Below are 26,462 nucleotides of genomic sequence, written 5' to 3' on the forward strand. Positions count from 1 at the left end.
ATCGAGGTGGAACGCTCACGCAGCACCGGCGGTGGGCGGGTCGGGCGGGGCGAGGCGGCGTTCGCCACCAGCGCCGCCTCGACCTGCCCGGCGACAGCCTGCTCGGCCCCGGCACCGCTCTGTGCCAGCCCGCTGCGATAGCCCAGCACCGCCAGCAGCGCGGCCGCCGGCAGCACCAACAGGTACCAGGGTTTTCTGGACAGGCTGGAAAGCATGGAAACCGGCGAAGACCGCTGCGGCAGAAGGATGCGAAGTCTAGCAACCACAGCGGCGGAACGGCTGAATCGGCGGGCGGAAAACGCGCAATCGGGCGCCGCCTCGTCTAGGATGCGCGGTCTGTCCCGCTGTCGCTGTCCCTCGCCCATGCCATTTCTCGAAATCACCCTGCGCTGCACCGAAGCCACACAGCCCCGCTACGAAAATGCACTCGACGACGTCGGCGCGCTGGCGGTGACCATGCTCGATGCCGACGCCGACACCAGCAACGAGCGGGCGATCCTGGAACCGGGCGTGGGCGAGACCCCGCTGTGGAACGAACTGGTACTGACGGCGCTGTTCCCGGCCGACACCAATGCGCTGGCGCTGCTGGCCGCGCTGGAAGCCTTCGATGCCGGACTGGACTGGAGTTCGGTCAGTTTCCGCACGGTCCAGGACGAGGACTGGGAGCGCGCCTGGCTGGACCAGTTCCAGCCGATGCGCTTTGGTGCGCGCACCTGGATCGTGCCGTGGAACCATGAACTGCCCGAAGACGCGCAGGCCGCCGATGCGGCCGTGGTGCGGCTGGACCCGGGCCTGGCGTTCGGCTCGGGCACCCACCCGACCACCGCGCTGTGCCTGCGCTGGCTGGACCAGCTTGCGACCGACGGCCTGCTGGCCGGCCAGGCCGTGCTCGATTTCGGCTGCGGCTCGGGCATCCTCGCGCTGGCCGCGCTCAAGCTGGGCGCCGGCAGTGCCACCGGTGTGGACAACGACCCGCAGGCACTGATCGCCACCGCCGACAATGGCGAGCGCAACGGCATGCAGATCGCCGCCTACCTGCCCGAGGACGAGCCGGTGCGGACCTACCCGATCGTGGTGGCCAATATCCTGGCCTCGGCGCTGGATGCGCTGGCCGAGCTGCTGGCCGCGCGCGTGGCGCCCGGCGGCCGCATCGCCCTGTCGGGCATCCTGCACGGCCAGGAAGACGAGCTGCTGCAGCGTTATGCGGCATGGTTCGACCAGCTCGACGCCGTGCGCGATGGCGACTGGATGCGCATCACCGGCGTGCGCCGTGCTTGAATGAGGCCAATGCGCCGGCCTTGCCACCCATGACCGAAGAAACCACTCCGCCTCGTCGGCCGTTGGCCACCTTCCTGCGCGCCGCCCCCGAGGGCACGGCAGCCATCGACGACGCCGGTGACGCGCCGGCCGGCGCCTGCCTGGTCGAAACCTCGCCGGCGGACGGGCAGCACGGGGAGGACCCGGCGGTGACCGGTGAGGCCAGCACCGCCGTGCTGACCCCGCCGCCGGAGAGCGACCCGGCTGTCGTTCCGTTTGAGGATGCCGTGGAAGCGGCCTTGCCGGAGCCAGCGGGAGTCGAGGCGCCCAGTTTCCTGCGTGCTGCCGCCACGCCCGGCACTGCCCGGCCCACCCCGCGCTGGCAGTGGGGCCTGCTGGGCGCACTGGCGCTGGTGTTGCTGCTGCAGATCCTCATCGCCGACCGCGCCACGCTCGCCGCCAGCGCCAGTACCCGTCCGCTGATCAGCGGCATCTGCACGCTGCTGCGCTGCGCGCTGCCGGCCTGGCATGAGCCGGCCGCCTTCGCCATGCTCAGCCGCGATATCCGCCCGGTGCCCGGTCAGCCCGGTGCGCTGCAGGTGCAGGCCAGCTTCCGCAACGATGCCCGCTGGGCGCAGGCCTGGCCGGCGCTGCGGCTGTCGCTGTCCGACGCCGATGGCCGGGTGATCGGCCGCCGCACGCTGCTGCCGGCCGACTACCTCGGCAAGGGCGCCGATCCCCAGGCACGGCTGGAGCCGGGGCAAAGCGCGCAGGTATCCTTCCGGCTGCGCGAACCGGCCGCGGCCACGGTCGCGTTCAACTTCGAATTCCAGTAACCGCGGTACCGGCGTGGCAGCGCGCCGGCCCACGCGCTAGACTCCCTCCCCTCACGACGGGCCGCGCGCCCGCCTCTGCTGAATCCGGGAACTCCCTTGAACGCTGCCCCTCCACGTCCTGACACCAGTCGCGGCGCTCCGAAGCCGCCGCTTCGCGAACACGTTGCCCAGTCCGTGCGGCGCTACCTGCGCGATCTTGACGGCTGCGACGCCGACGATGTCTACGAGATCGTGCTGCGCGAGATGGAGATCCCGCTGTTCGTGGAAATCCTCAACCACTGCGAAGGCAACCAGAGCCGTGCGGCGTCGATGCTGGGCATCCACCGCGCCACCTTGCGCAAGAAACTCAAGGAATACGGGCTGGCCTGATCCCGCCCGGCGGGCCTGGGCGGAGACGGCGCCGGGCTGCCGCACGCAGGGCGCGGCCGGCACGCAACCAGCGCCTCGGCCTACAATATCGGCCCGCTCCGCTGATCCCCACGCCCCATGTCTTCTGATCTGCTGCCCGTCCGCCGGGCCCTGCTGTCTGTTTCCGACAAGACCGGTCTGCTCGAACTGGCCCGCGCCCTGGCCGCCCGCAACGTCGAACTGCTGTCCACCGGCGGCACCGCCAAGGCGATCCGCGAGGCCGGCCTGCCGGTCAAGGACGTGTCCGATGTCACCGGCTTCCCGGAAATGATGGACGGTCGGGTCAAGACCCTGCACCCGATGGTGCACGGCGGCCTGCTCGGCCGTGCCGGTACCGATGACGCGGTGATGGCGCAGCACGGCATCGCCCCGATCGACCTGCTGGTGCTGAACCTGTACCCGTTCGAAGCGGTCACCGCCAAGGCCGACTGCACCCTGGCCGATGCGGTCGAAAACATCGACATCGGCGGCCCGGCGATGCTGCGCAGTGCGGCCAAGAATTTCGCCCGCGTCGCCGTGGCCACCAGCCCGGACCAGTACCCCGCGCTGCTGGCGGAACTGGAGGCCAATGATGGCCAGCTGTCGGCGGCCAAGCGTTTCGAACTGTCGGTGGCCGCGTTCAACCGCGTCGCCCAGTACGACGCGGCGATCAGCAACTATCTGTCGGCCGTCACCGACACCAGCGCCGCGGTGCCGGTGCGCAACGAATACCCGGCGCAGATGAACTCCTCTTTCATCAAGGTCATGGACCTGCGCTACGGCGAGAACCCGCACCAGAGCGGCGTGTTCTACCGCGACCTGTACCCGGTGCCGGGCACGCTGGCCACCTTCGTGCAGCTGCAGGGCAAGGAACTGAGCTACAACAACCTGGCCGATGCCGATGCCGCATGGGAATGCGTGCGCCAGTTCGACGTGCCGGCCTGCGTCATCGTCAAGCACGCCAACCCGTGCGGCGTGGCTGTGGCGGCCGATGTCGGCGCCGCCTACGAGATGGCCTACAACACCGACCCGACCAGCGCGTTCGGCGGCATTCTGGCCTTCAACCGCACGCTGGACGCGGCCACCGCCAAGGCCATCCTCGACCGCCAGTTCGTCGAAGTGCTGATCGCCCCGGACTACGAGCCGGCCGCGCTGGACTACGCCACCAAGAAGGCCAACGTGCGCGTGCTGCGCATTCCGGCCGGTGATGCGCGCAACAACTACGACACCAAGCGCATCGGTTCGGGCCTGCTGGTGCAGAGCGCCGACAACCGCGGCATGAGCGCCGACGAACTGAAGACCGTCACCCGGCGCGCGCCGACCGCCGCTGAAACGCGCGACCTGCTGTTCGCCTGGCGCGTGGCCAAGTACGTCAAGTCCAACGCGATCGTCTACGCCAAGGACGAGCGCACGATTGGCGTGGGCGCCGGCCAGATGAGCCGTGTCTATTCGGCACGCATCGCCGGCATCAAGGCCGCCGACGCCGGTCTGGTGGTGCCAGGGTCGGTGATGGCCTCCGATGCGTTCTTCCCGTTCCGCGACGGCCTGGACGCCGCCGCCGAAGCCGGCATCACCGCGGTGATCCAGCCGGGCGGTTCGATGCGCGATGCCGAAGTGATCGCCGCCGCCGACGAACATGGCATCGCCATGGTGTTCACCGGCGTGCGTCATTTCCGTCACTGAGCCGCGCACCGATGGCCATGGGGATGTTTCCACGCTTGATTTCCCTGGCCGCCGTGGTCCTGCTGGCGGCCTGCCGGCAGGACACGCCGCCGGCCGCCGGCGCCGGGGCGGAAAAGCCGGTACTGCGCCACGATGACGCGGTACGGGCGCTGCTGCAGGAGCGCTACGGCGCGCCAGCACAGCTGACCGGGAAATGGGCGCAGCAGCTGGAGGATCCGGGCACCGGCAGCGCCCGCCCGGTCCAGCGCGCGCTGTGCGCCGACCACGGCATCACCCTCGGCGGCAACCGCTACCGCATGCTGGCCGTCTGCACCGGCTATGCCAACGCCACCTCGATCGAGCTGGGCACCACCGATTTCATCGTGCTGCATGAGGCCGCCGACGGCAGCATGTGCCTTGCCGCCGAGTTGCCCGGGCGCGCCAGTGGCGCCGACGGACAGCCGGGCAGCATCAGCACGGTGCAGGTGGGCGCCGGAGCGTGGGCCTACCAGATCGACGACGAGCTGGTGGCCGTCGGCTCCAGAACGCGACACCGCGCCTGGCTGCTGTTCGATGGCGGCGACAGGCTCGCGGACGCCGGCTGGCTGCGTGTGCACTGGGACAACCACAACGCCATCGAATGCAACGCCGCCGGCCATTGCGCGCCCGGCACGCTGGCGCTGGATCTGGATATCCGGCCCGACGACAGCCAGCCCGCCGTGCCCTACTGGCCGCTGCGGGTGACCGAAAGCGGGCGCGACTGCCACGGCCGGACCAACCGGACCCATACCGTCACCTACGATCCGGCACAGGCGCGCTACCTGATCCCGGCCGACCTGCAACGCGAGGAATGCCGCTGATGCGCAAGACCGTTCTGCTTCTGGCTGCCGTTGCCGGCAGCGCCCTGTTGCCCGGCTGTGGCAGCGACCAGCTCACCGGTGCCCAGCGCGCGGCCATCGCCACGCTGGGCACGGAACTGCCCGCACCCTATCGCGATGGCCTGGTGATCGATTCGGTGCACCGCCATGGCGATGACCTGGTGCTGATGATCCGTTTTCCCGAGGCCACCGTGGCCATGGCCAAAGCCAAGCCCGACCTGTTCGCCGCGCTGCGCCGCGATGAAGCCGAGGCCATCGCCGAGCTGTGCCAGGAACCGGCGTTGGCTCCGGTCTACGCGGCCGGTGGCGGTGTGCGCCGCCGCTTCGTCGATGCCAACGGCGCGGTGTTTTTCGAAGTCGCCCTGAGCGCTTCCGACTGCCCTTCCCCTTGAATGCCCCACAGGAACTGACCCCATGAAAATCCTCGTCATCGGCGCCGGTGGCCGTGAACACGCTCTGGCCTGGAAGCTGGCGCAATCGCCGCGCGTGAGCGAAGTGATCGTCGCCCCGGGCAACGCCGGTACCGCCACCGAAGCCAAGTGCCGCAACGTGGCGGTCAAGGTCACCGACATCGACGGCCTGCTGCGCCTGGCCCAGGACGAGGCGGTGGGGCTGACCGTGGTCGGTCCGGAAGTGCCGCTGGTGCTGGGTGTGGTGGACCGCTTCCGCGCTGCCGGCCTGCGCATCTTCGGCCCGACCGCCGCCGCCGCGCAGCTGGAAGGCAGCAAGGCCTTCGCCAAGGATTTCCTCGCCCGCCATGGCATTCCCACCGCGTTCTACGCGGTGCACACCGAGGTGGCGCCGGCGCTGGCCTATCTGCGCGAGAAGGGCGCGCCGATCGTGATCAAGGCCGATGGTCTGGCCGCGGGCAAGGGCGTGATCGTGGCGATGACCCTGGACGAGGCCGAAGCGGCGGTGCACGACATGCTCAGCGGCAACGCCTTCGGCGATGCAGGCGCACGCGTGGTGATCGAGGAGTTCCTCGAGGGCGAGGAAGCCAGCTTCATCTCGATGGTCGACGGCCGCACCGCGCTGCCGATGGCGACATCACAGGATCACAAACGCGTGGGCGATGGCGACACCGGCCCGAACACCGGCGGCATGGGCGCCTACTCTCCCGCTCCGGTGGTCACCCCTGAAGTGCATGCACGGGTGATGCGCGAAGTGGTGGAGCCGACCGTGGCCGGCATGATCAAAGATGGCGTGCCGTTCACCGGCTTCCTGTATGCCGGGCTGATGATCGATGCCAGCGGTGCGCCGAAGGTCATCGAATTCAACGTGCGCTTCGGCGACCCGGAAACCCAGCCGGTGATGCTGCGCCTGCAGTCGGATCTGGTCGAGCTGCTCGAGGCGGCCATCGACGGCGCGCTGGCTGGCGTGGAAGCCTGCTGGGATCCACGTCCCAGTCTGGGCGTGGTGATGGCCGCCCGGCCGTATCCGGAAACACCGATCACCGGCGAGGTGATCTCGGGCCTGCAGGACGTGCCGGGGGATATTTCCCACGGCGGCGCCAAGGTCTTCCACGCCGGCACCGCGCAGGACGCCGCAGGCAACATCCTTTCCGCCGGCGGCCGTGTGCTGTGCGTGGCCGCGCTGGGTGACAGCGTCTCCGCCGCGCAGCGGCACGCGTATGCCGGTGTGGCGAAGATCCACTGGACCCACGCGTTCCACCGCAGCGACATCGGCTGGCGTGCCATCGCCCGCGAGCAGGATCAGGGCTGATCCCCCCTGAAACAGACCGGTGCGCTCGCCCTGCGGTCGCACCGGACGATTGCCGGTCTGTCCCCGGGACCGGCAATAATGGCCCCTGATCCCATCATCGAGCGCCACCCGCCTTGGAATCGCGCCTGACCCGGCTGTGGGCCCACGAGAAAGCCAGCTATGGGCTGCGGGTGTTCATCGCGCTCACCGCCGCTCTGGCCTACGGCTGGTACGACGGCCCTATCGGGGCGATCCCGGGGCTGTTCCTGGGCATCATCGCCAGCGCCATCGCCGAGACCGATGACAACTGGTGGGGACGCACCAAATCGGTGCTGCTGTCGCTGCTGTGCTTTGTCGCGGCCGCCGCCGCGGTGGTCGTGCTGTTCCCGCATCCGCTGCCGTTCATTACCGCGCTGGCGCTGACCGCGTTCGGCCTGACCCTGCTCGGCGCACTGGGCGAGCGTTATGCCTCCATCGGCCAGGCCACGGTGACACTGGCGATCTACGCGATGATCGCGCTGGACCAGCACCCTGGCAGCAGCCAGTGGCAGGCGACGGGTGAAGTGCTGCCATTGCTGGCGGGCGCGGCGTGGTACGGACTGCTGTCGATCCTGTGGGCGGCGATGTTCGCCAACCGCCCGGTGCGCGAGCGTCTGGCGCGGCTGTTCGTCGAGCTGGGCCAGTACCTGCAGCTCAAGGCCGACCTGTTCGAACCGGTACGGCAGGGCGACCTGGAGGCGCGACAGCTGGCGCTGGCCGAGCAGAACGTGCGCGTGGTGCGGGCGCTGAACATCGCCAAGACCGCGATCCTCAGCCGCTTCGGCCGCTCCGGGCGGCCAGGTGTGCAATCGGGTCTGTATTTCCGCCTGTACTACATGGCGCAGGATTTCCATGAGCGGGCCAGCTCCTCGCACTACCCCTATGAGGCACTGGCCGAAGCCTTCTTCCACAGCGACGTGCTCTACCGCTGCCGGCGCCTGCTGTCGCTGCAGGGCAAGGCCTGCCAGGCCCTGGGCCAGGCCATCCGACTGCGCCAGCCCTTTGACTATGGTGAGCGCACCCGCGTGGCCGGACAGGACCTGCAGTCCTCGCTGCAGTACCTGCGCGCGCAGCACAACCCGCAGTGGACGCGCCTGCTCGGTTCGCTGCAGCTGCTGGCGGCCAACCTGTCCAGCATCGAGCGGCAATTGTCGGAAACCGCGCTGGCCGACACCCCGCTGGAAGGCATCGACACCCGCCTGCGCGATTCCTCGCCGCATACCCTGCGCGAGATCGGCACGCGCCTGCGCCAGGCCCTCACGCCCGGCTCGCTGCTGTTCCGCCACGGCGTGCGTATCGGCATCGCCCTGATCGCCGGCTATGCCCTGCTTGCGCTGGTGCATCCGGAAAACGGCTACTGGATCCTGCTGACCATCGTGTTCGTGTGCCGCCCGCATTTCGGTGCGACCCGCTTGCGACTGGTGCAGCGCATCGCCGGCACACTGCTCGGCCTGGGCGTGACCTGGGCATTGATGCAGCTGTTTCCCGGTACCGGCCTGCAGCTGTTGCTGGCGCTGGCCGCGGCGCTGCTGTTCTTCATCACCCGTACCGACCGCTATGTGATCGCCACCGCGGCGATCACCCTGATGGCACTGCTGTGCTTCAACCTGCTCGGCGATGGCTTCGTGCTGATCTGGCCGCGCCTGCTCGACACGCTGATCGGCTGCGTCATCGCCGCGCTGGCCTCGCTGCTGATCCTGCCGGACTGGGAAGGCCGGCGGCTGCACAAGGTGATGGCGCAGGTGGTGGCGACCGGCGCGGCGTATCTGGAGGAGGTGCTGGGCCAGTACCGCAGCGGCATGCGCGATGACCTGCCCTACCGTATCGCCCGACGCGACATGCACAACGCCGATGTCGCCCTGTCGGCAGCCCTGTCCAACATGCTGCGCGAACCGGGCTATGCCCGCGGCAATCTCGATGCGGGTTTCCGCTTCCTCGCCCTGTCCAACACCTTGCTGGGCTATCTGTCGGCACTGGGGGCGCATCGCGCGCAGGCGGTGGTGGTCAGCGATGATCCGCTGGTCCACCAGGGCCAGCAGCAGCTGCAGCAGTCGCTGTCGCAACTGGCGCAGGCACTGGGCAAACGCGAGGCCGCCACGCCGCAGGAAGACGAGATCGCCCTGGCCGATGCACTGGAGCAGACACCCGAGGACATCAACGAGAAATCGCAGCTGGTACGTACCCAGCTGGCGCTCATGCTGCGGCTGCTGCCGCGGCTGCGCACGGTGGCCGCCGAAGCGGTGGCAACAACCACTGCCGGCAGCGCGCCCCCGGCAAAGGCCTAGCGCGACCTGCGCGCCGGCACGAAGAACACCAGCAGGCCGAGCAGCGCCAGGCCGCCGCCCAGCACGCACACGCCGTTCCAGCCGTATCGCGTCCACGCCGCCGTGCCCAGCGCCGAGCCACTGGCGCCGCCGATGAAGTAACAGGTCATGTAGGCCGAGGTGATGCGGCTGCGCGCGTTTTCATCCAGCTGGTAGATCGCGCTCTGGTTGTTGATGTGTACCGCCTGCACCGCGATATCCAGCAACAGCACGCCAACGACCAGGGCTGCCAGCGAGACCGGCGCCAGCGCCAGCACCAGCCAGGACAGCAGCAGCAGCATCAGGCCGCCGCCCGCCACCCAGCGCCCCAGTCCGCGATCACTCAGCCGCCCGGCGCGGCTGGCCGCCAGCGCCCCGGCCGCGCCCACCAGACCGAACAGGCCGATGGTGCTGATCGAGTAGCCATAGGCCGGCCCTGACAGCAGGAACGCCAGTGGCGTCCAGAACACGCTGAAACCGGCAAACAGCAATGCGCCCAGCAGCGAGCGCCGGCGCAGCAGCGGCTCATCGCGCAGCAGAACCAGCACCGAGCCGATCAGACGTGGATACGACAGTCTGGCCGTCGGCCTGTATGGCGGCAGCAGCCGGGCCAGGACAAGGGCACACAGCAGCAACGCCACACACGCAACCCAGTAGATGGTGTGCCACGAGCCGATGCCCGCCAGCAGCCCGGAGGCGGTCCGCGCCAGCAGAATACCCAGCAGCAGGCCGGCCATCAGCGTGCCGACCACGCGCCCGCGCTGCTCCGGTCGCGCCAGCGTGGCCGCATGCGGAATGATGATCTGCGCGGCCACCGCGCTCAGCCCAGCCAGGGCGGTACCCGCCAGCAGCTGGACGAAATTGCCGGCGCTGGCACTGATCCCCAGGCCCACCGATGCCAGCACGAACAGGCCGACAATCAAACCTCGCCGCTCCAGCCTGTCGCCCAGCGGCACGATCAGCAGCAGCCCGGCGGCATAGGCCAGCTGCGCCACCGTCACCACCCAGCCGGCCATCCCGGCACTGACGTCGAATACGCCGGCCAGCAGCTGCAACAACGGCTGGGCGTAGTAGTTGCTGGCCACCACCAGACCAACCGCGATCGCCAGCAGCAGCACCAGCGCGGAGGACAGCGGCCGCGACGCGGCGGCGACTGGAGCGGAGTTGTTCATCACAGGACATATCGCACAAGGCCGCGTCCGGCGCGGCAGAGCCGCTATTTTTGCCGAGCTTGCGCGCAGGCGGTGAAAACACCGCCATGACACAGTGATCCAGAAGCCTAGGCCGCGTTGGATGGTACTTCAGCCGCCATCACGGTCTGCTAATGTGCCGCGCAGACCAAGGAGTCCCGATGTCCGGCCACAGCCAGTTCTCATTGCTCACGCAGCGACGCTTCCTGCCGTTCTTCATCGTCCAGGCACTGGGCGCGTTCAACGACAACATCTACCGCCAGGCGATCATCGGTCTACTGTTCTATCTGGGCGTGAGCACCGAAGAACGCACGCTCTACACCAACCTGGCACCGGCGCTGTTCATCCTGCCCTACTTCCTGTTCTCGGCACTGGCCGGACAGATCGCCGAGAAGCTGGAGAAGCAGCGGCTGATCGTGATCACCACGCTGATGGAGATCGTGATCATGTCGCTGGCGGCGATCGGCTTTCTCACCCAGAACATGCCGGTGCTGCTGATCGCGCTGTTCTGTACCGGCCTGCAGTCCACCCTGTTCGGACCGGTGAAATACTCGGTGCTGCCCTCGATCCTCAAACCCGAGGAACTGACCGGCGGCAACGGCCTGGTCGAGATGGGCACCTCCATTTCGATCCTGACCGGCATGATCGCCGGCGGCATGATCTTCGCGCTGGCCGGCAGCCAGGGCCCCATCGTCGCGGCAGTGGCGATCATCACCCTGGCGTTGGCCGGCAACCTGGCCGCACGCCTGATCCCGCGCGTGGATGCCGGCGCGCCGGACCTGAAAATCCACTGGAATCCGCTGCGCGAATCGCTGGCGGTGCTGCGCCTGGCCAAGAAGCAGAAGGCGGTCCGCAACGCCATTCTCGGCGTGTCATGGTTCTGGTTCTTCGGCACCATCCTGACCTCGCAGCTGCCCACCTACGCCGAGGTCAATCTGGGCGGCGGCTCCACGCTGTACATCGTGGCGCTGGCACTGTTCTCGCTGGGCACCGGCACCGGTTCACTGCTGTGCGAAAAGCTGTCCGGGCGCATCGTCGAGATCGGACTGGTGCCACTTGGCGCGTTCGGCATGAGCGCATTCCTGTTCGATCTGTATTTCGCCCGCACCGGCACGGCCAGTGTGGCCGGTCTGGATCTGGCCGGATTCCTGCAACAGCCCGGCAGCGTGCGCATCGTCATCGATCTGCTCGGCATCGGCCTGTTCACCGGCTTCTTCGTGGTGCCGCTGTTCGCGTTGATCCAGAGCCGTTCGCCCAGGTCGGAGATGTCGCGCGTGTTCGCCGCGCTCAACATCCAGAACTCCGGCTTCATCGTGCTGGCCGCCGGGCTGGGCCTGCTGACCCAGACCGTGCTCGACTGGAGCGTGCCGCAGCTGTTCCTGGCGCTGGCCATCGCCAACGTGGTGGTGGCGGTCTACATCTTCACCATCGTCCCCGAATTCCTGATGCGCTTTTTGAGCTGGGTGATGGTGCACACCCTGTACCGGCTGCGCGTGACCGGCGTGGAGGAACACGTGCCCGATGAGGGCCCGGCGCTGATCGTCTGCAACCACGTCAGCTACATGGATGCGTTGATCCTGTCGGCGACCATCCCGCGCCCGGTGCGCTTTGTCATGTACTACCGGATCTTCAACATCCCGGTGATGCGCTGGATCTTCACCACCGCCAAGGCCATTCCCATCGCCAGCCCGAAAGAGGACGCCGCGCTGATGCAGCGCGCGTTCGACGAGGTGGATGCGGCGCTGGCCGAGGGCGAACTGGTCTGCATCTTCCCGGAGGGCGCCTTGACCCGTGATGGCCAGATCGCGGCGTTCAAGTCCGGCGTGGAGAAGATCCTGGCGCGGCGCCCGGTACCCGTGGTGCCGATGGCGCTCACCGGCATGTGGTCGAGCATGTGGAGCCGGCGCGACACCCGGCTGGGGCGGATGCGGGTACCGCGCCGCTTCCGCGCCCAGATCGGCGTCATCGCCGCGCCCCCGGTGGAGGGAACCGCTACCGGTGCCGCGCAGCTGGAGGACAAGGTGCGGGCATTGCGCGGCAGCGAGGCCTGAGCACACGCCACGCTTTCCAGACGTAAGACAACTGGCTACGCTATCGCGCTTACGCATCGCAGGGGACAATGCGACGCAAGGGACACCCAGGGGATACATGGACAACGCGACACCACCGGTACCGGCACCAGCGCCGGCGCCGCCCATTCCGCAGCAGGTTCACCACTACTACCATCCGCACAAATCCGGTGGCGTGGCGGCGTTGCTGGAAGTTCTCCCCGGCCTGTTCCAGGTGTTCGGCATCGGCCATATGTACGCTGGCAATGTCGCCACCGGACTGTTCATCATGTTCGGCTACTGGGCCGTGGCCTTCGTCAATTTCCTGCTGCTTTTCCTGTTCATCGGTTGGATCACCTGGCCCCTGTGCTGGATCGCCGCCATGATCATTTCGCCGCTGATCGCGGCAAATGCCTGCAAGTCTCGCTGATTTTTCAACAAGGAGTTTTTCGTGAACACCAGCAGTCCCGCCGTTTCCAACAACCTCGTCTGGGCGATCCTGTCCACCCTGTTCTGCTGCCTGCCGCTGGGCATCGTTTCGATCATCCACGCCGCCAAGGTCAACGGCCTGCTGGCCGCCGGTGACGTCGCCGGTGCCCGTGACGCCTCGGAGAAGGCCAAGAAGTGGGCCATCTGGTCGGCCCTGGCCTGGGTCGTGGTCGTGATCCTGTATGTGGTCGTGTTCGTGCTGCTGGGTGTTGGCGGTGCGATGAGCGGCGCATCGGGTTACTGATGCATTACGCAGGTCGGCTGTCCGCGGCCGGCCTGCGCTCTGTGACATGAGATTTCCCCCGCACCTGTTGCGTTATGCACCGCTGGCCGCAATGGCCACGCTCGGGGCCGGTGCGGTGGCCGTGCTGGGCCGGATCGATCCGAACACACCCGGCAATCCCCTGCCCGCCTGCCCGTTCTACATGCTCACCGGCATCCTGTGCCCGGGTTGCGGCAGCACCCGCTGTCTGCATGCGCTGGTCCAGCTGGACCTGCCCCAGGCCCTGGCGATGAACCCACTGCTCGTGGTGTCGATTCTGCCCATGCTGATGATGGCCCTGCACGGCGCGGGTCTGTGGCCGAGAGCACTTCAGCCGATGCTGCGACCGGTTGCGCGGCCGATGCTGTGGATGGGACTGATTGCCGGCTTCTGGGTTACCCGCAACCTTCCCTGGTATCCGTTCCATCTGCTGGCGCCGGGCTGATACAGCCGCCTTCCGCGCGGCTGGCGCGGTGGCCCTGCAGCACTCCCTGTTGGCGGGACTAGCCGACCCAGCCGGCGATGATCATCAGCGCCAGCACCACCATCCACAGCAGCAGCATGCGCCAGACCAGGCTCATCGCATCGCGCAGTTCGGGAAAGCGCTCGTCGGCCGGCAGCATGCCTTCCAATCGCGCCGCTTCGGCCGCTTCGGCTTCTTCCACCAGCTCGGCCCCCACACTCGCGCGCGCAGCCTCGGCCAGGAAGCCGATGGACAGCGATGCCCGGCTGCCGCCGGCACGGCGCCACGCCGAAGACACGGTGTCGAAATTGCCCGCCAGCGCCATCGCCAACGTCATCAGCTGCGCCACCGGCCATTCCAGGATTTTCAAAAAGGTGTTGCCGTCTTCGCGCGCCGCAGGCGAGAGCAACGCGCCCTGCGCGCCGTGCACGGCCTGCGCCAGCAACCGGTAGAGCAGCACGCCCCACGGCCCCAGCAGCAGGAACCAGAACAGCGGGGCGAACCAGCGACGCAATCCATTGATCACCGTGGCATCCACCAGCGAGGGGGTATCCTCGCGCAGGCTGCCGCCGGCGCATTGCAGCTGCGAGATCGCCACACCACAGGCGTTTGCATCTTCGGCATCGATCACCGCTTCCACATCGCGATCCAGATCGCGCGGCCCCCAGCACAGGGCCAGCACGGCGATGCCGAACAGCAGCGACGGCAAGCCGTACAGCCGCCCGGACAACAGCCACTGCAGCGCGGCGACCACCAGCACGCAGGGAAGGATCGCCAGCCACAAAGCATGGCGGTTGTCCTGCGCCGTTTCCGACTGACCCTGCACCCACGCCAGCCAGCGCCCGAACCAGCGCCAGTCGCGCAGCGCGGCCATCTGCGCCGGCGCCAGATGGCCCAGTACCAGCGCGGCGATCACCGCTACCAGTGTCGTGAACATGCGGATTCTCCTGTCACGATTGTCGGCATTGCCTTCCCCCTTGGAACCGGCGCAGATGGCGCTGGCAGCGGCTCAACGACGCTGACGGTCGAACCAGTCCCCGATCAGCGTCCGCGCGATGGAAATCCGCGGCGGCAGCAAGATACCCTGCCCGTCATCGTCGATATCACGCTGCATTGCCGAGCTGATTTCATCCACACTGAACCAGCGCGCATCTTCCAGTTCGCCATCCACGGCCGGAACATCGTCCTCGGCAGTGGCGCAGAAGCCGACCATCAACGCGCCCGGAAACGGCCACGGCTGCGTACCCAGATAACGCGCTTCACGCACCCGCACCTTGGCCTCCTCGAATACTTCGCGCCTGACCGTCTGCTCGAAGGTCTCGCCCGGTTCCACAAAACCGGCCAGCACCGAATAGCGGCGTGGCGCCCAACTGGCCTGGCGTCCCAGCAGCAATCGCCCCTGGTTTTCGACCGCGACGATCACCGCCGGATCCACCCGCGGATAGTGTTCAGTGCCACATTGTCCGCAGTGGCCGATGAAACCGCCGCGACGGAAATCCACCGCGCCGCCACACACGCCGCAATAACGGGTGCGCGTATGCCAGTACGACATGCCACGGGCATAGCAGAACGCGGCCGAATCGGCCGGCGACCAGCTCGCCGCGGCCTGGCGCAGATCCACCCGCTGCGGCGCGCTTACCGTCACCGCACCGGCCTCGACCACGAACACTGCACGGCCCTGTTCCACGCCCAGAAAGATCGCCGATCCCGGGCCACCGCCCAGATCCCGGCCACTGAGCGGGAGCGGCTGTCCGCTGTCATCGCACAAGGCCGTGCCATCGGTATCGAGCACCAGCACGCGGGCCTGCGGCCACAGGCCGGACAACGCATCGGGGTCATCGCGCAACGCATCGGCGCGATCAAGGGAGCTGGCGGTAAACGCGTAGCCGGCCAAGGAAGGTAGGGAGAGCTTTGACATCGGCCAGAGCGTGCCGACAAAGCGCCCCTATCGCAAGGGCGCCGTGTGCGGCCGGTGACTCAGACCGAGAAACTGCTGCCGCAGCCGCAGGTGGTGCGGGCATTCGGGTTGCGGATCACGAACTGTGCGCCGGTCAGGCTTTCGGTGTAATCCACCTCGGCCCCCATCAGGTACTGCAAGCTCAGCGGATCGACCAGCAGGGTCACGCCGTCGGTGACCACCGCCAGATCGTCGGCCTCGCGGTTCTCGTCGAACTCGAAGCCGTACTGGAAGCCGGAACAGCCGCCCCCCTGGATGTAGACGCGCAACGCCAGCGCGTCACTGCCCTCGTCCTGGATCAGTTCACGCACCTTGGCCGCGGCCGCACCGGTGAAATTGAGCGGACGATCAAGCGACTGGTAATCAGGTGCCGGCTTGGCGCCGGGCAGGGACACTAACGTACTCATGGGGTCAGCATGGGGACGCGGCCGGGAGGATTCAAGCTTCGGCCGCTTCAGCTTGGCGGATCTTTCCGCCCCGCTTGGCCTCCGGCGACGGCAGCGCGGCGACCGCGCTGGCGGAATGGACCAGTCGACCGTTCAACTGGGCACCGGCATTCATCTCCACCACCTGGTAATGGACGTTGCCGGTCACCCGCGCGCTCGGGGTCAGCTCGATCCGCTCGCTGGCGTACACGTCGCCATCCAGGCGGCCGCTGAGCACCACCACCGCGGCGCGGATCTCGCCTTCGATATGACCCTGTTCGGCCAGCGTCAGCATCGCCTCGGCACCGTCTTCGGCGACGACCTTGCCCAGAATGCGGCCTTCCACGTACAGCCCGCCGCTGAACACCACATCGCCGCGGATCACCACCTGCGGCCCGATCAGGGCGTCCACGACCAGCTGGCTGTCGCGGTTGGATTTGCTTTTGAACATCATTACTCCCCTCTGCCGTTGCCGGCGAGCTTCCAATCGAATGTCTGTGTGGCGCCTCCCCCGGGCCCCGACAGCGAGACTCGCACACGTTGCGGGGTGAAATCCCGGGGCAGCATCACGCTCCCGTCCAGCTGCTGGAAATAGCGGAACGAATAGTTCTGCCCGGGCACATCCTTGCGCTGGTGCAGCTCATCCCAGCTGACCGTGGTCAGTTTGCCGTCTTTCACGCCCTCTACCGAGAAGCGCATCTGGCCCTGGCTGATGGCGCCGCGGTTCAGGTTCTGGGTCAGCACCACGCTGTAATGCCAGGTCCCGGCCGCCTCGGCGGAAAATTCGATCGAATGGGCGTTCAGGCCCTTGCGCTGGCTGGTGGCCCCCACCAGCCGCTCATAGAAGGCGACATCGGCGCGCAGGCCGGCGATTTCCTCGTCGCGCTCGGCCAGCGAGGCCTGCACTTCGGTATTGGCCGCGCGGCTGATCTTGTCCGATGCCTCGAGCGTGGCCTGCCTCTGCCGCAATTCTTCGATCTGCCCGCGCTGCTGCTCCAGCTGCTGCTCGCTCTGGCGCAGGCGCTCGCGCAGACCACCCGCATCGGGCGAGGCATAACGGGCGGCCAGCCAGCCCACCAGCAGCAGCGACAACAGCCAGGCGGTGGCCAGCAGCGCAAGGGGCAGCCAGCCCGGGCGGGTGCCACCGGCGCCGCGCGGGGTGATCTGGAAACGGGAAGGCGATCGGTTGTTCATGGCAGTGGCCGGCACCCGTGAGTGAAGACGGGCGCTTCTGCTCCGTTCGAAACGACACGGCAGTGTAAACGACCCCCGGCCAGGGCGCCGGCAGGCCGGATCTGGCATTCACCGCGGCCATGCCCGATAGTTGGACCCTGCTCACAGTTTCCTCATGGACCGACGACCGTGACCGACGCCCATATCTTTGTCATCGGCATCCTGCTGGCCTGGCTGGCCGGCATCCGGGTGTATCTGACCGTGTTCGGCGTGGGCCTGGCCGGGCTGCTGGGCTGGGTCGAGCTGCCGCCGGCGCTGCAGGCCACGCAGTCCTGGTGGGTGCTGGGCACCTCCGGCGCACTGGCCGTCACCGAATTTTTCGCCGACAAGATTCCCGGTGTGGACTCGATCTGGGACCTGCTGCAGACCCTTGCCCGGGTGCCGGCCGGCGCCTTCCTCGCCGCGGCGACCCTGTCAGGCGACGGGGAGCTCAGCACCGGCGTGCTCGCCGCTGGCGCCGGGGTCGCGCTGGCCAGCCACGGCCTGAAGGCCGGTACCCGCGCCTTGCTCAACACCTCGCCGGAGCCGGCCAGCAACTGGGTCGCATCCACCGCCGAGGATGGCGTGGTCATCGGCGGGCTGGCGCTGGCGCTGGCCAACCCGTGGCTGGCGCTGGTGTTCGTGATCGGCGCCAGCCTGATCGGTGCGCTGACGGTATGGCTGATCTGGCGCATGCTCTGGCGCGGATTGCGCCGGCTGTTCGCCGCCCCCCCGCCCGCTGCGCGGCCCGCACAAGCGCCGGCACCGGGCGATCATTCGCTGCCACCGTCGGCTTGACCGCATAATCCACGGTCGACCGGGAGTACCGATGGCCACCAACGACACTGTGATTTCCTCCGCACGACCGATCCGCGCGGAAACCCCACCGGCCAATTACTGGCAGCGCTGGAGTGTGGAGAACGTGCCTGCCAGCATCACCCAGCCCGAACAGACGCAGGCACCCGCCCCGGTGCCTTCGGCGGCCCGCAACGAGAACAGCAATCATCAGGCCGCCGGCGAAGCACCGTATCGCGTGCTGATCGTCGAGGACGACCGCTCCCAGGCGCTGTTCGCACAAAGTGTGCTGCACGGCGCCGGCATGCAGGCCATCGTGCAGATGGAAGTGGAGGGCGTGCAGCAGGCCATCACCGAGCACCGCCCGGACCTGATCCTGATGGACCTGCACATGCCCGGCCTGGACGGCATGCGCCTGACCGCGCTGATCCGCCAGCGGCCGGACCAGCAGCTGCTGCCGATCGTGTTCCTGACCGGCGATATGGATCCCGAGCGCCAGTTCGAGGTGCTCGACAGCGGCGCCGACGACTTCCTGACCAAACCGATCCGGCCGCGCCATCTGGTGGCAGCGGTTTCCAACCGTATCCGCCGCTCACGCCAGCAGGCACAAGGACGCAGCGACACCGCGCCGGTGATGAACAATCCCGAGACCGGCCTGCCCACCCGCCACAACCTGATGCTGCAGCTGGACACCGCCCTGGCCGAACGGCAGCCCGGTGGCGTGATGTTCATCGAAGTGGCCAGCGCCCTGGGGCTGCGCGAACGCTATGGCTATGCCGCCTTCGAACGGCTGATGGTGCAGGCCGGACGACGCCTGGCCGAGGCGGCGCGGCCGCATCTGTTGGCCCGTCTGAACGACAACAGCTTCCTGCTGCTTACCCGCGGTATCGACGAAGAAGCACTGGCACCGCTGGCAGGCGCGGTGCGCCAAGCGCTGTCGGCCCATCCATTGATCGCGCGCGAGGACGAATCGGTCCACCTGCGCTGCGCCATCGGCTATGCCGGCCTGTCACACGGCTTCGCCGATGCCGGCAGCGCGCTGGAGGCGGTGGAGCGCACCGCGCTGCTGGCACGCCTGCACCCCGACGGTCTGGTGGCTTACCAGGGCAGCGAAGACGCCACGCATGAACACCTGGCCCTGCTGGACGGCCAGATCGAACTGGCCTACCAGCCCATCGTCGCTGTCGCCGGTGGCGACACCGCCCAGTACCAGGTGCTGCTGCGCCTGCGCCAGAGCAACGGCACCCTGCTGTCCGCCGGGCAGGTCATTCCCGCCGCCGAAGCCGCCGGCCGCATCGCCGACCTCGACCAGCAGATGCTCGACCACGCACTGGGCATGCTGCACCTGTACCAGCATGCCACGCCACCGATGCGGCTGTTTGTCTCGCAGTCGCTGCGCACACTGGCGCGCGAGAGCTTCGCCAACTGGCTGTTGAATGCACTGCAGGAGCGCCAGGTGCCCGGCAGCTCGCTGGTGGTGGATGTCCGCCTGGGCGACGCACTGGTGCATGCGGTCACCCTGCAGCAGTTCTGTACCCGGCTGATGCCGGCAGGTGTGCAGTTCTGCCTGAGCCAGTTCGAGCCCGGCGACGAGGCCAATGCACTGCTCAGCCAGTTGCCGCTGAGCTACGTCCGCATGGCCGGTCGCTTCGCCGGCAGTGCCGGCAGCCAGAAACTGCGCGATGAGCTGCGGCTGGCCATCACCAGCGCCCATCACGCCGGGCTGCAGGTCATCGGCCAGCAGATCGAGGACCCACAGGCCGCCGCAGCGATGTGGATGAGCGGGGTCGACTTCATCCAGGGCAACGTGGTGCAGTCGGTGGGCACGGAGCTTAACTTCGATTTCCAGAACGCGGTGCTATGAGCGGGCGCTCGGCCGAGCACACACCGTCAGCCACCGGATGGGCGATCGCCGCGGCGATGCTGGCGATCGCCGCGGCAGCATGTGTCTGGCTGCTGCCGCCCCGCTTCGCAGCCCTGGCCGCAACCGGCGCCATGCTCGGCGCTGGCGCCTCCGCCCTGTTCGCCGTTTTCGCCAGCCGCCACCTGGCAGACACCCTGGCACTGCAGCGAAGCCGCGCGTTACAGAGCGAGCGCGAACTGCTGCGACTGCGGCAGGAAGAGCAGCGACACACCCGGCTCGAACAGCAGCTGCTGCAGGCCAAGCAGGAGGCCGAGGCTTCGACCCTGGCCAAGAGCGAGTTCCTGGCCACGATGAGCCATGAGATCCGCACCCCTCTCAACGGCATCATCCCGATGCTTGAACTGGTTGCGCAGGGACACCTGGAGCCGGAACAGCGGGAGATGCTCAACACCGCCAGCGAAAGTTCGCGCCAGCTGTTCCGCATCGTCGATGACATCCTCGATTACTCCAAGCTTGAAGCCAACCGGCTGGAGCTGGAGATCACCACCTTCAACCTGCGCGAACTGCTCGATTCGATGCTGCAACTGATGCAGCGTTCGGCCGAGCACAAGGGCCTGCGCATCACGTTGGCACTGGATCCGGCGGTACGGCTTTCGGTGCGCGGCGATCCGGTACGGTTGCGCCAGGTGCTGAGCAACCTGCTGGTCAACGCGATCAAGTTCACCGAGCGCGGCAGCATCCAGATCCAGGTCAAACGACTGGGCGAAACCAATGCCCAGCACCAGCTGCGCTTTGAAGTGCACGACACCGGCATCGGGATCGATGCGGCCCAGCAGGAGCGCCTGTTCAACGCCTTCACCCAGGCCGATGCCTCCACCACGCGGCTGTATGGCGGCACCGGGCTGGGACTGGCCATCTGCAAACGCATCATCGACCTGATGCACGGCAGCATCGGCGTGGTTTCCACCCCGGGCAGCGGCGCCACGTTCTGGTTCGAGATTCCCCTGCTGAAGGTGATCGGCGATCTGCGCCAGACGGCTCCGGTAGAGAACAAGACTCGGGTACTGCTGGTCACACCCGAACCGCGTCTGCGCCAGCGGCTGGAGCTGGCACTCCCGCACTGGGGCTTTGCGGTCCACGCAGTGGATACGGTGCAGGAGGCGCTCGAGCGCCTGCGCAATGGCACCGCATCCAACGCCTATCACACCGTCATCGGCGATCTGGAACCCCTGCGCCAGAGCGCCCTGGCACTGCAGCGCGCCATCGCCCGCAACGAGCACGGCGACCTGCGCCTGATCTGGCTCTACGGAGATATGCCGGTCGCCGAAGAACTGCGCGCCCATGGCAACCTGCTGTCACGGCAAAGCCCGGATGCGGATCTGCGCGCAATGCTGGCGCCGGTGATTCAGGCGCCAACACCGGCGACGCCCGCCCCGCAATCGGCAGCCGCCCAGGCCGAGCCGGACACCCCCACCGCACTGGCCGGAGCACGCGTGCTGCTGGTCGAAGATAACCCGGTGAACCTGCTGGTCGCGCAGAAGCTGATGGCCGTCCTCGGCTGCGCGGCCGACACCGCAGTCCACGGCGAGATCGCCCTGCAGAAGATGCGCGCACAACGCTACGACGCGGTGCTGATGGACTGCCAGATGCCGGTGCTCGATGGCTACAGCGCCACGCGCCGCTGGCGCGAGCACGAGACCGCTGCGGGCCTGCACCGACTGCCAATCATCGCGATGACCGCCAACGCCATGGCGGGCGATCGCCAGCGCTGTCTGGATGCCGGGATGGACGACTACCTGTCCAAGCCCATCGCCCGTGACGAGCTCGCCGCCTGCCTGCGCCGCTGGTGCAAACCGGCCTGCGCAGCCACTGCTTCCGCGGTGCCGGACATGCACCCTGCGATGGCCCCCCCTCCGGTGGAAACGCCATCCAGCATGCCGCCGGCCACTTCGCTGCCGGTGCTCGAGCGCGAAGTGCTCGATGAGCTGCGGGAAATCGCCGGCGGAGAAACCGCCACCATCATCGAGGTGTTTCTCGATGACACCGCACCGCTGGTCCGTCGACTGCAGGACGCGGCGGCCAACGCCGATCTGGACCAGTTGCGCGAGCTGGCCCACAGCCTGAAATCCTCCAGCGCCAATGTCGGCGCGCTGGCGCTGTCAGCCGCGGCGCGCCGGGTGGAACTGGATGCCCGCGCCGGCACCCTGGAAAGGCCGGCGGTGATGGTCGCGCTGATCATCGCCGAGTTCGCGCGCGCGCGCCTGGCACTGACCGGCTACCAGGCCGGAATCCGCGAAACCAACAGCACCGTCGACCACTGAAGCCGGATCAGTCGTCCAGCTTGGTCAGCAGATAATTCGGCTCGCCGATGCGCGCGATCAGATCCAGCTGGGTTTCCAGCCAGTCGATGTGCTCTTCCTCGGAATCGAGGATCTTCACAAACAACTCGCGGCTGACGTAGTCACCGATGGACTCGGCGTAGGCCACCGCATCGCGCAATACCGTCACCGCTTCGATCTCCAGCGCCAGATCGCACTTGAGGATCTCGGTGGGATTTTCGCCGATGCGCAGCTTGCCCAGCGCCTGGAAGTTCGGCAGTCCTTCAAGGAACAGGATGCGATCAGACAGCACGTCGGCGTGCTTCATCTCGTCGATCGATTCCTTGTATTCGTGTTCGGCCAGTTCCTTCAGCCCCCAGTTCTTCAGCATCTTGGCGTGCAGGAAGTACTGGTTGATGGCGGTCAACTCGTTGTAGAGGACCTTGTTGAGGAATTCGATGACCTTGGCGTCGCCCTTCATTGCACTCGCTCCCGCAGTTGAACGCGGGCACTGTAACGCTTGCGGATGCCGCATGAAGGAACGCGAATCGTGATCATTAGCCCCAACACGGGCTCACCTTGGGGGAAGCCCCGCTGGGACTTACGCGGCGCGGGCCATCCCCAGGACGGGGAGCGGCAGGGCCCGGGTGTTGCGGGCCTGCTCCAGCAGGCCGGCCGCCATCTCCAGACAAGAGCCGCAATTGGACCCGCACCCGGTACGCATCGTCAGCTCTGCCACCGTTTCGCAACCCGCCAGTGCGGCTTCGCGGATCTGGTGATCGGTAACTCCGGTGCAGATGCAGACGTACATGATGCGTGGGCCTTGAGCAGCCGGAAGCGGCTGATCGAGATTCAAACGCAAACGCGAATAGTTGTCAATTCCGGGGTGAACCGCCCCTAATCCTCCTGGAGCCGTCGCCGCGGCCAGGGCCCGGTCCGGCGCGTTCGCTTGCGTGGCCGCTCATGCCCGGCACTGCTGCCCGGCAACCACGCCTCCTGTGCGGATCGCGGCATCGCCTGAATACCGCCCCCCGCCACCCCCTGCGCCAGCGGCGCCAGATGCCGCAGCGCACGCGCATAGACACCCCGCTTGAACATCACCACATGCTCGACTGGGTACCAGAAGTCCACCCAGCGCCAATGGTCGAATTCCGGGGTCTCGGTCAGGTCCAGGCGCACATGCGCTTCATCGCCGGTCAGACGCAGCAGGAACCAGACCTGCTTCTGGCCGACGCAGACCTGGCGCTCGTTATGGCGGATGGCCCTGGCGGGCAGCCGGTAGCGCAACCAGCCAGGCGTGGCCCCCAGCACTTCGACGTGCTCAGGCAACAGACCGGTTTCTTCCTGTAACTCGCGATACATGGCCTCGACCGGCGTCTCGTCGGTGTTCATTCCACCTTGCGGGAACTGCCAGCCATCCCGGCGCACGCGGCGTGCCCAGAACACCTGCCCATCCTCACGCATCAGCACAATGCCGACGTTCGGTCGATAGCCGTCCGGATCGATCACGATGCGGACTCCTGAAAAATCTACTGCAGCGACTCTGCCATGGCCGCCCTCAGGCCACAAGCACGGAAAAAACCTGTTGACATAGTCCGGCCGTCCAAGAATAATTGCGGGCTCCCTGAGGCTATGTAGCTCAGCCGGTTAGAGCACAGCACTCATAATGCTGGGGTCGGTGGTTCGAGTCCACCCATAGCCACCACAGGGAACAGAGAGGCAACTCTCGCAACCACAGCCCCGTCGCCAAGCGGTAAGGCACCTGACTCTGACTCAGGCATTCGGAGGTTCGAATCCTTCCGGGGCTGCCAGATACCAAAAAGGCCAGATCGAATGATCTGGCCTTTTTTTATTTATCAATGCCAGTCAAAACATGCGAAATCTGGCTTCCACACGCATGGCATGCGATAATCCGGCCCACACCTAGCCCCGTCGCCAAGCGGTAAGGCACCTGACTCTGACTCAGGCATTCGGAGGTTCGAATCCTTCCGGGGCTGCCAGATACCAAAAAGGCCAGATCGAATGACCTGGCCTTTTTCTATGCCCGACCCCACCCGCGCACCCACACTGCACCGACGCCAGAAACAACAAAAGCCCGGACGAGCCGGGCTTTTGCTTCGCAACCAGTCGGGCAACCGGAGTCGCCCGATCCAGAGCACTGGAAATCAGCGCTTGGAGAACTGGGTGGCGCGACGGGCCTTGTGCAGACCGACCTTCTTACGCTCGACTTCACGGGCGTCACGGGTCATGAAGCCAGCCTTGCGCAGCTCGGACTTCAGGGTTTCGTCGTATTCGACCAGTGCACGGGCGATGCCCAGACGGATCGCACCGGCCTGACCGGTGGTGCCGCCGCCAGCGGCGGTGACCAGGATGTCGAAGCTTTCGGTGTTCTTGGTCAGCTCGAGCGGCTGGCGCACGATCATGCGCGCGGTCTCACGACCGAAGAACTCGTCCAGCGGACGACCATTGACGGTGATGTTGCCCGAACCCTTGCGCAGGAACACGCGAGCGGTGGAGGACTTGCGGCGGCCAGTGCCGTAGTTTTGAGTGATAGCCATGATTAGATATCCAGAACCTGCGGCTGCTGTGCGGCGTGCGGATGCTCAGTGCCGGCGTAGACCTTGAGCTTGCGGTACATCTGGCGACCCAGCGGGCCCTTCGGCAGCATGCCCTTGACCGCGGTCTCGAGCACGCGCTCCGGATGACGCTCAAGCGCCTGAGCCAGATTCTCGCTCTTCAGGTTGCCGATGTAACCGGTGAAACGGTGATACATCTTGTCCTGCAGCTTGTTGCCGGTGACGGCAATCTTTTCTGCATTGATGACGACCAGGTAGTCGCCGGTATCAACGTGGGGGGTGTAAACCGGCTTGTGCTTGCCGCGCAGACGGCGGGCCAGTTCGGAAGCCAGACGACCAAGGGTCTTGCCGTCGGCATCAACGAGGTACCAGTCGCGCTGGACGGTCTCGTTCTTTGCAGTGAAAGTGCTCATAAAGAACTCTGTTAGGTCGGGCTCATTGCGGCGATGGACCACCGGAACTCTGCCACGCGTTGTGAAGGTGAAACGCAAGAGGCGGGATTCTACCAGCCGCAACGGGACTGCGCAACCTGGCAACCGGGCACATGCCTCCGCCTTGGCATACCCTGACCCAGCGGCGAGAATCGGGCATCCGCTTACCCGCCTGCAGCCCATGCCCACCGCACGTATACAGACACCCCTGGATCACCTGTTGACCGAAGCACAGCGTGCGCTGGACACGGTGTTCGGGAGTCCAATGGCTGTCCGGCCCAATCCCGCCGGTGACACACCCGAGGCGGCACTGGACCCGGACCAAGTCCGGCATGCGGCCGGACTGATGCGCATCAACCATGTCGGCGAAGTCTGCGCGCAGGGCCTGTATTTCGGGCAGGCCGCGGTTGCCCGCGACCCCGCCACGCGCGGCCATCTGCTCGCAGCGGCACAGGAAGAAACCGACCACCTGAGCTGGTGCGCCGACCGCCTGCACGAGCTGGGCAGCCGCCCCAGCCTGTTCAACCCGCTGTGGTACGCCGGCAGCTACACCATCGGCACCCTCGCCGGCCTGCGCGGCGATGGTTGGAACCTGGGCTTCGTGGTGGAGACCGAGCGCCAGGTGGAGGCCCATCTGGATGAGCATCTGCAGACCCTGCCGCCGGCCGACCAGCGCAGCCGCGCCATCCTGCAGGTGATGAAGCTCGACGAGGCCCGCCACGCCGAGCACGCCGAACATGCCGGCGCACGCAAACTGCCGTTTCCGATCCCGTCGGCGATGGCGCTGGCGTCCAAGGCAATGAAGGCCGTGGCTTACCGGCTCTGAGTGAAGCGCCCACGCGCTTGGATCCACCCCGGAAAATGTGCGGGCCACGGCATCCGGAGACGCCGACTACCCGACACTGCACCGGGCGGCGGCCAACGCATCCGGCCTTCCGGCGCACATCGGCCCTCCAGGAGCGCCGGCAGCCCAAACGGGGGCATCGGCTTAGGAGACCAGCTTCAAGCCGACCACACCGCTGACAATCAAGCCGATGCACAGCAGCCGCGACCACGATGCATCGTCGCCGAACAGCAGCACCCCGGCCACCGCCACGCCGACCGCACCGATTCCGGTCCATACCGCATAGCCGGTACCCACCGGGATGGTACGCAGCGCCTGGGTCAGCAACCACAGGCTGATCGCGGCAAGCACCACCGTCAGAACGCTTGGCCACAGACGGGTGAAGCCTTCGCTGTACTTCAGGCCCAGGGCAAACCCGATCTCGAATACGCCGGCCAGCAGCAGATAGATCCAGGGCATCACACAACTCCTCCACAAATCCAAAAAAAAACGGCGGCCCGATGTCTGCACCGGGCCGCCGTCGGC

Annotated in this window: 29 protein-coding genes and 3 tRNA genes; 19 read left to right on the forward strand and 13 right to left on the reverse strand. The window is 67.1% G+C overall.

Annotated elements, in window-relative coordinates; translation table 11 throughout:
• Positions 1 to 215, reverse strand: a 215-nt coding sequence (locus ARC78_RS07790; protein WP_425480558.1) for a hypothetical protein, incomplete at its 3' end; no start/stop codon positions are given.
• Positions 216 to 363: 148 nt separating this feature from the next.
• On the opposite strand from ARC78_RS07790, the gene prmA reads away from it, so the two are divergent.
• The 8 genes from prmA (at position 364) to yccS (ending at position 9,045) form a co-directional block, all read left to right on the forward strand.
• Positions 364 to 1,278, forward strand: coding sequence for a 50S ribosomal protein L11 methyltransferase (gene prmA / locus ARC78_RS07795; RefSeq protein ID WP_057506042.1), 915 nt, complete (start codon positions 364 to 366; stop codon positions 1,276 to 1,278).
• A 29-nt stretch (positions 1,279 to 1,307) separates the two neighbouring features.
• Positions 1,308 to 2,093 (forward strand): DUF3426 domain-containing protein, encoded by a 786-nt coding sequence (locus tag ARC78_RS07800; RefSeq protein WP_057506043.1) that lies wholly within the window; start codon positions 1,308 to 1,310, stop codon positions 2,091 to 2,093.
• Between the two features lie 96 nt (positions 2,094 to 2,189).
• Positions 2,190 to 2,462, forward strand: a complete 273-nt coding sequence (gene fis, locus ARC78_RS07805) for a DNA-binding transcriptional regulator Fis (protein ID WP_054661077.1) — start codon at positions 2,190 to 2,192, stop codon at positions 2,460 to 2,462.
• 117 nt (positions 2,463 to 2,579) lie between these two features.
• On the forward strand, positions 2,580 to 4,163 hold the full coding sequence (gene purH / locus ARC78_RS07810) for a bifunctional phosphoribosylaminoimidazolecarboxamide formyltransferase/IMP cyclohydrolase (RefSeq protein WP_054660690.1): 1,584 nt from the start codon (positions 2,580 to 2,582) through the stop codon (positions 4,161 to 4,163).
• 35 nt (positions 4,164 to 4,198) lie between these two features.
• Positions 4,199 to 5,002 carry a hypothetical protein gene (locus tag ARC78_RS07815; RefSeq protein ID WP_145974299.1) on the forward strand — a complete coding sequence of 268 codons (804 nt, stop codon included), beginning with the start codon at positions 4,199 to 4,201 and terminating at the stop codon, positions 5,000 to 5,002.
• Positions 5,002 to 5,412, forward strand: a complete 411-nt coding sequence (locus ARC78_RS07820; protein WP_145974300.1) for a hypothetical protein — start codon at positions 5,002 to 5,004, stop codon at positions 5,410 to 5,412. The genes ARC78_RS07815 and ARC78_RS07820 overlap by 1 nt, the downstream gene beginning before the upstream one ends.
• 22 nt (positions 5,413 to 5,434) lie before the next feature.
• A complete protein-coding gene (gene purD / locus ARC78_RS07825) occupies positions 5,435 to 6,742 on the forward strand; it encodes a phosphoribosylamine--glycine ligase (RefSeq protein ID WP_057506045.1) in 1,308 nt (435 codons plus the stop codon).
• Positions 6,743 to 6,855: 113 nt separating this feature from the next.
• The gene (yccS, locus tag ARC78_RS07830) at positions 6,856 to 9,045 is read left to right on the forward strand and encodes a YccS family putative transporter (protein WP_057506046.1); all 2,190 of its coding nucleotides are present in this window, start codon (positions 6,856 to 6,858) and stop codon (positions 9,043 to 9,045) included.
• Here the strand turns inward: yccS and ARC78_RS07835 are convergent.
• Positions 9,042 to 10,235: an MFS transporter gene (locus ARC78_RS07835; protein WP_057506047.1), complete on the reverse strand. Its 1,194-nt coding sequence runs from the start codon at positions 10,233 to 10,235 to the stop codon at positions 9,042 to 9,044. The genes yccS and ARC78_RS07835 overlap by 4 nt on opposite strands.
• A gap of 179 nt (positions 10,236 to 10,414) precedes the next feature.
• On the opposite strand from ARC78_RS07835, the gene ARC78_RS07840 reads away from it, so the two are divergent.
• From ARC78_RS07840 to ARC78_RS07855, 4 genes are all read left to right on the forward strand, one after another.
• Complete coding sequence (locus tag ARC78_RS07840; RefSeq protein ID WP_054658937.1) at positions 10,415 to 12,304, forward strand: MFS transporter; 1,890 nt, start codon at positions 10,415 to 10,417, stop codon at positions 12,302 to 12,304.
• A 193-nt stretch (positions 12,305 to 12,497) separates the two neighbouring features.
• Positions 12,498 to 12,731, forward strand: coding sequence for a hypothetical protein (locus ARC78_RS07845; protein WP_157722828.1), 234 nt, complete (start codon positions 12,498 to 12,500; stop codon positions 12,729 to 12,731).
• A 21-nt stretch (positions 12,732 to 12,752) separates the two neighbouring features.
• Positions 12,753 to 13,034 carry a CD225/dispanin family protein gene (locus tag ARC78_RS07850; protein ID WP_054658939.1) on the forward strand — a complete coding sequence of 94 codons (282 nt, stop codon included), beginning with the start codon at positions 12,753 to 12,755 and terminating at the stop codon, positions 13,032 to 13,034.
• 46 nt (positions 13,035 to 13,080) lie between these two features.
• Entirely contained in the window at positions 13,081 to 13,497 is a 417-nt protein-coding gene (locus tag ARC78_RS07855) for a DUF2752 domain-containing protein (protein WP_057506048.1), read from the forward strand.
• Positions 13,498 to 13,555: 58 nt separating this feature from the next.
• Here the strand turns inward: ARC78_RS07855 and ampE are convergent, their stop codons facing one another.
• The 5 genes from ampE to ARC78_RS07880 all read right to left on the reverse strand — a co-directional run bounded on the left by ampE (position 13,556) and on the right by ARC78_RS07880 (position 17,091).
• Positions 13,556 to 14,452: a regulatory signaling modulator protein AmpE gene (ampE, locus tag ARC78_RS07860; RefSeq protein WP_054658940.1), complete on the reverse strand. Its 897-nt coding sequence runs from the start codon at positions 14,450 to 14,452 to the stop codon at positions 13,556 to 13,558.
• 72 nt (positions 14,453 to 14,524) lie between these two features.
• Positions 14,525 to 15,433: an NAD(+) diphosphatase gene (gene nudC / locus ARC78_RS07865; RefSeq protein ID WP_054658941.1), complete on the reverse strand. Its 909-nt coding sequence runs from the start codon at positions 15,431 to 15,433 to the stop codon at positions 14,525 to 14,527.
• A 59-nt stretch (positions 15,434 to 15,492) separates the two neighbouring features.
• Positions 15,493 to 15,879 (reverse strand): iron-sulfur cluster insertion protein ErpA, encoded by a 387-nt coding sequence (gene erpA, locus ARC78_RS07870; RefSeq protein ID WP_054658942.1) that lies wholly within the window; start codon positions 15,877 to 15,879, stop codon positions 15,493 to 15,495.
• 31 nt (positions 15,880 to 15,910) lie between these two features.
• Positions 15,911 to 16,348, reverse strand: coding sequence for a bactofilin family protein (locus ARC78_RS07875; RefSeq protein WP_054658944.1), 438 nt, complete (start codon positions 16,346 to 16,348; stop codon positions 15,911 to 15,913).
• A gap of 2 nt (positions 16,349 to 16,350) precedes the next feature.
• Positions 16,351 to 17,091, reverse strand: a complete 741-nt coding sequence (locus ARC78_RS07880; RefSeq protein ID WP_057506074.1) for a DUF6776 family protein — start codon at positions 17,089 to 17,091, stop codon at positions 16,351 to 16,353.
• A 168-nt stretch (positions 17,092 to 17,259) separates the two neighbouring features.
• Between ARC78_RS07880 and ARC78_RS07885 the strand changes: the two genes are divergently transcribed.
• Genes ARC78_RS07885 through ARC78_RS07895 form a run of 3 tightly spaced genes read left to right on the forward strand, consistent with a single transcriptional unit; the run spans position 17,260 to position 22,089 of the window.
• On the forward strand, positions 17,260 to 17,907 hold the full coding sequence (locus ARC78_RS07885) for a DUF4126 domain-containing protein (RefSeq protein ID WP_057506049.1): 648 nt from the start codon (positions 17,260 to 17,262) through the stop codon (positions 17,905 to 17,907).
• Positions 17,908 to 17,938: 31 nt separating this feature from the next.
• The gene (locus tag ARC78_RS07890) at positions 17,939 to 19,768 is read left to right on the forward strand and encodes an EAL domain-containing protein (RefSeq protein ID WP_054659450.1); all 1,830 of its coding nucleotides are present in this window, start codon (positions 17,939 to 17,941) and stop codon (positions 19,766 to 19,768) included.
• Positions 19,765 to 22,089: an ATP-binding protein gene (locus ARC78_RS07895; protein ID WP_057506050.1), complete on the forward strand. Its 2,325-nt coding sequence runs from the start codon at positions 19,765 to 19,767 to the stop codon at positions 22,087 to 22,089. The genes ARC78_RS07890 and ARC78_RS07895 overlap by 4 nt, the downstream gene beginning before the upstream one ends.
• 7 nt (positions 22,090 to 22,096) lie before the next feature.
• Here the strand turns inward: ARC78_RS07895 and bfr are convergent, their stop codons facing one another.
• The 3 genes from bfr to ARC78_RS07910 form a co-directional block, all read right to left on the reverse strand.
• Positions 22,097 to 22,567: a bacterioferritin gene (gene bfr, locus ARC78_RS07900; RefSeq protein ID WP_054659448.1), complete on the reverse strand. Its 471-nt coding sequence runs from the start codon at positions 22,565 to 22,567 to the stop codon at positions 22,097 to 22,099.
• Between the two features lie 120 nt (positions 22,568 to 22,687).
• On the reverse strand, positions 22,688 to 22,897 hold the full coding sequence (locus ARC78_RS07905; protein ID WP_054659452.1) for a (2Fe-2S)-binding protein: 210 nt from the start codon (positions 22,895 to 22,897) through the stop codon (positions 22,688 to 22,690).
• Between the two features lie 86 nt (positions 22,898 to 22,983).
• Positions 22,984 to 23,595 (reverse strand): RNA pyrophosphohydrolase, encoded by a 612-nt coding sequence (locus ARC78_RS07910; protein ID WP_057506051.1) that lies wholly within the window; start codon positions 23,593 to 23,595, stop codon positions 22,984 to 22,986.
• A 119-nt stretch (positions 23,596 to 23,714) separates the two neighbouring features.
• Here ARC78_RS07910 and ARC78_RS07915 point away from each other — a divergent pair.
• The 3 genes from ARC78_RS07915 to ARC78_RS07925 all read left to right on the forward strand — a co-directional run bounded on the left by ARC78_RS07915 (position 23,715) and on the right by ARC78_RS07925 (position 24,086).
• Positions 23,715 to 23,791 (forward strand) — tRNA-Met (locus ARC78_RS07915).
• Between the two features lie 31 nt (positions 23,792 to 23,822).
• Positions 23,823 to 23,897: transfer RNA gene (locus tag ARC78_RS07920), tRNA-Gln, on the forward strand.
• Positions 23,898 to 24,011: 114 nt separating this feature from the next.
• Positions 24,012 to 24,086, forward strand: a tRNA-Gln gene (locus ARC78_RS07925).
• Between the two features lie 165 nt (positions 24,087 to 24,251).
• Here ARC78_RS07925 and rpsI read toward each other — a convergent pair.
• Both rpsI and rplM read right to left on the reverse strand, forming a co-directional pair.
• Complete coding sequence (gene rpsI, locus ARC78_RS07930) at positions 24,252 to 24,644, reverse strand: 30S ribosomal protein S9 (protein WP_005411311.1); 393 nt, start codon at positions 24,642 to 24,644, stop codon at positions 24,252 to 24,254.
• A gap of 2 nt (positions 24,645 to 24,646) precedes the next feature.
• A complete protein-coding gene (rplM, locus tag ARC78_RS07935; RefSeq protein WP_054659439.1) occupies positions 24,647 to 25,075 on the reverse strand; it encodes a 50S ribosomal protein L13 in 429 nt (142 codons plus the stop codon).
• Between the two features lie 199 nt (positions 25,076 to 25,274).
• Between rplM and coq7 the strand changes: the two genes are divergently transcribed.
• The gene (gene coq7, locus ARC78_RS07940) at positions 25,275 to 25,919 is read left to right on the forward strand and encodes a 2-polyprenyl-3-methyl-6-methoxy-1,4-benzoquinone monooxygenase (protein ID WP_054659437.1); all 645 of its coding nucleotides are present in this window, start codon (positions 25,275 to 25,277) and stop codon (positions 25,917 to 25,919) included.
• A gap of 162 nt (positions 25,920 to 26,081) precedes the next feature.
• Here the strand turns inward: coq7 and ARC78_RS07945 are convergent, their stop codons facing one another.
• The gene (locus ARC78_RS07945) at positions 26,082 to 26,396 is read right to left on the reverse strand and encodes a DMT family transporter (protein WP_054659435.1); all 315 of its coding nucleotides are present in this window, start codon (positions 26,394 to 26,396) and stop codon (positions 26,082 to 26,084) included.
• Positions 26,397 to 26,462 lie beyond the last annotated feature (66 nt).

This window comes from Stenotrophomonas pictorum JCM 9942, assembly GCF_001431585.1.
GTDB lineage: Bacteria > Pseudomonadota > Gammaproteobacteria > Xanthomonadales > Xanthomonadaceae > Stenotrophomonas > Stenotrophomonas pictorum.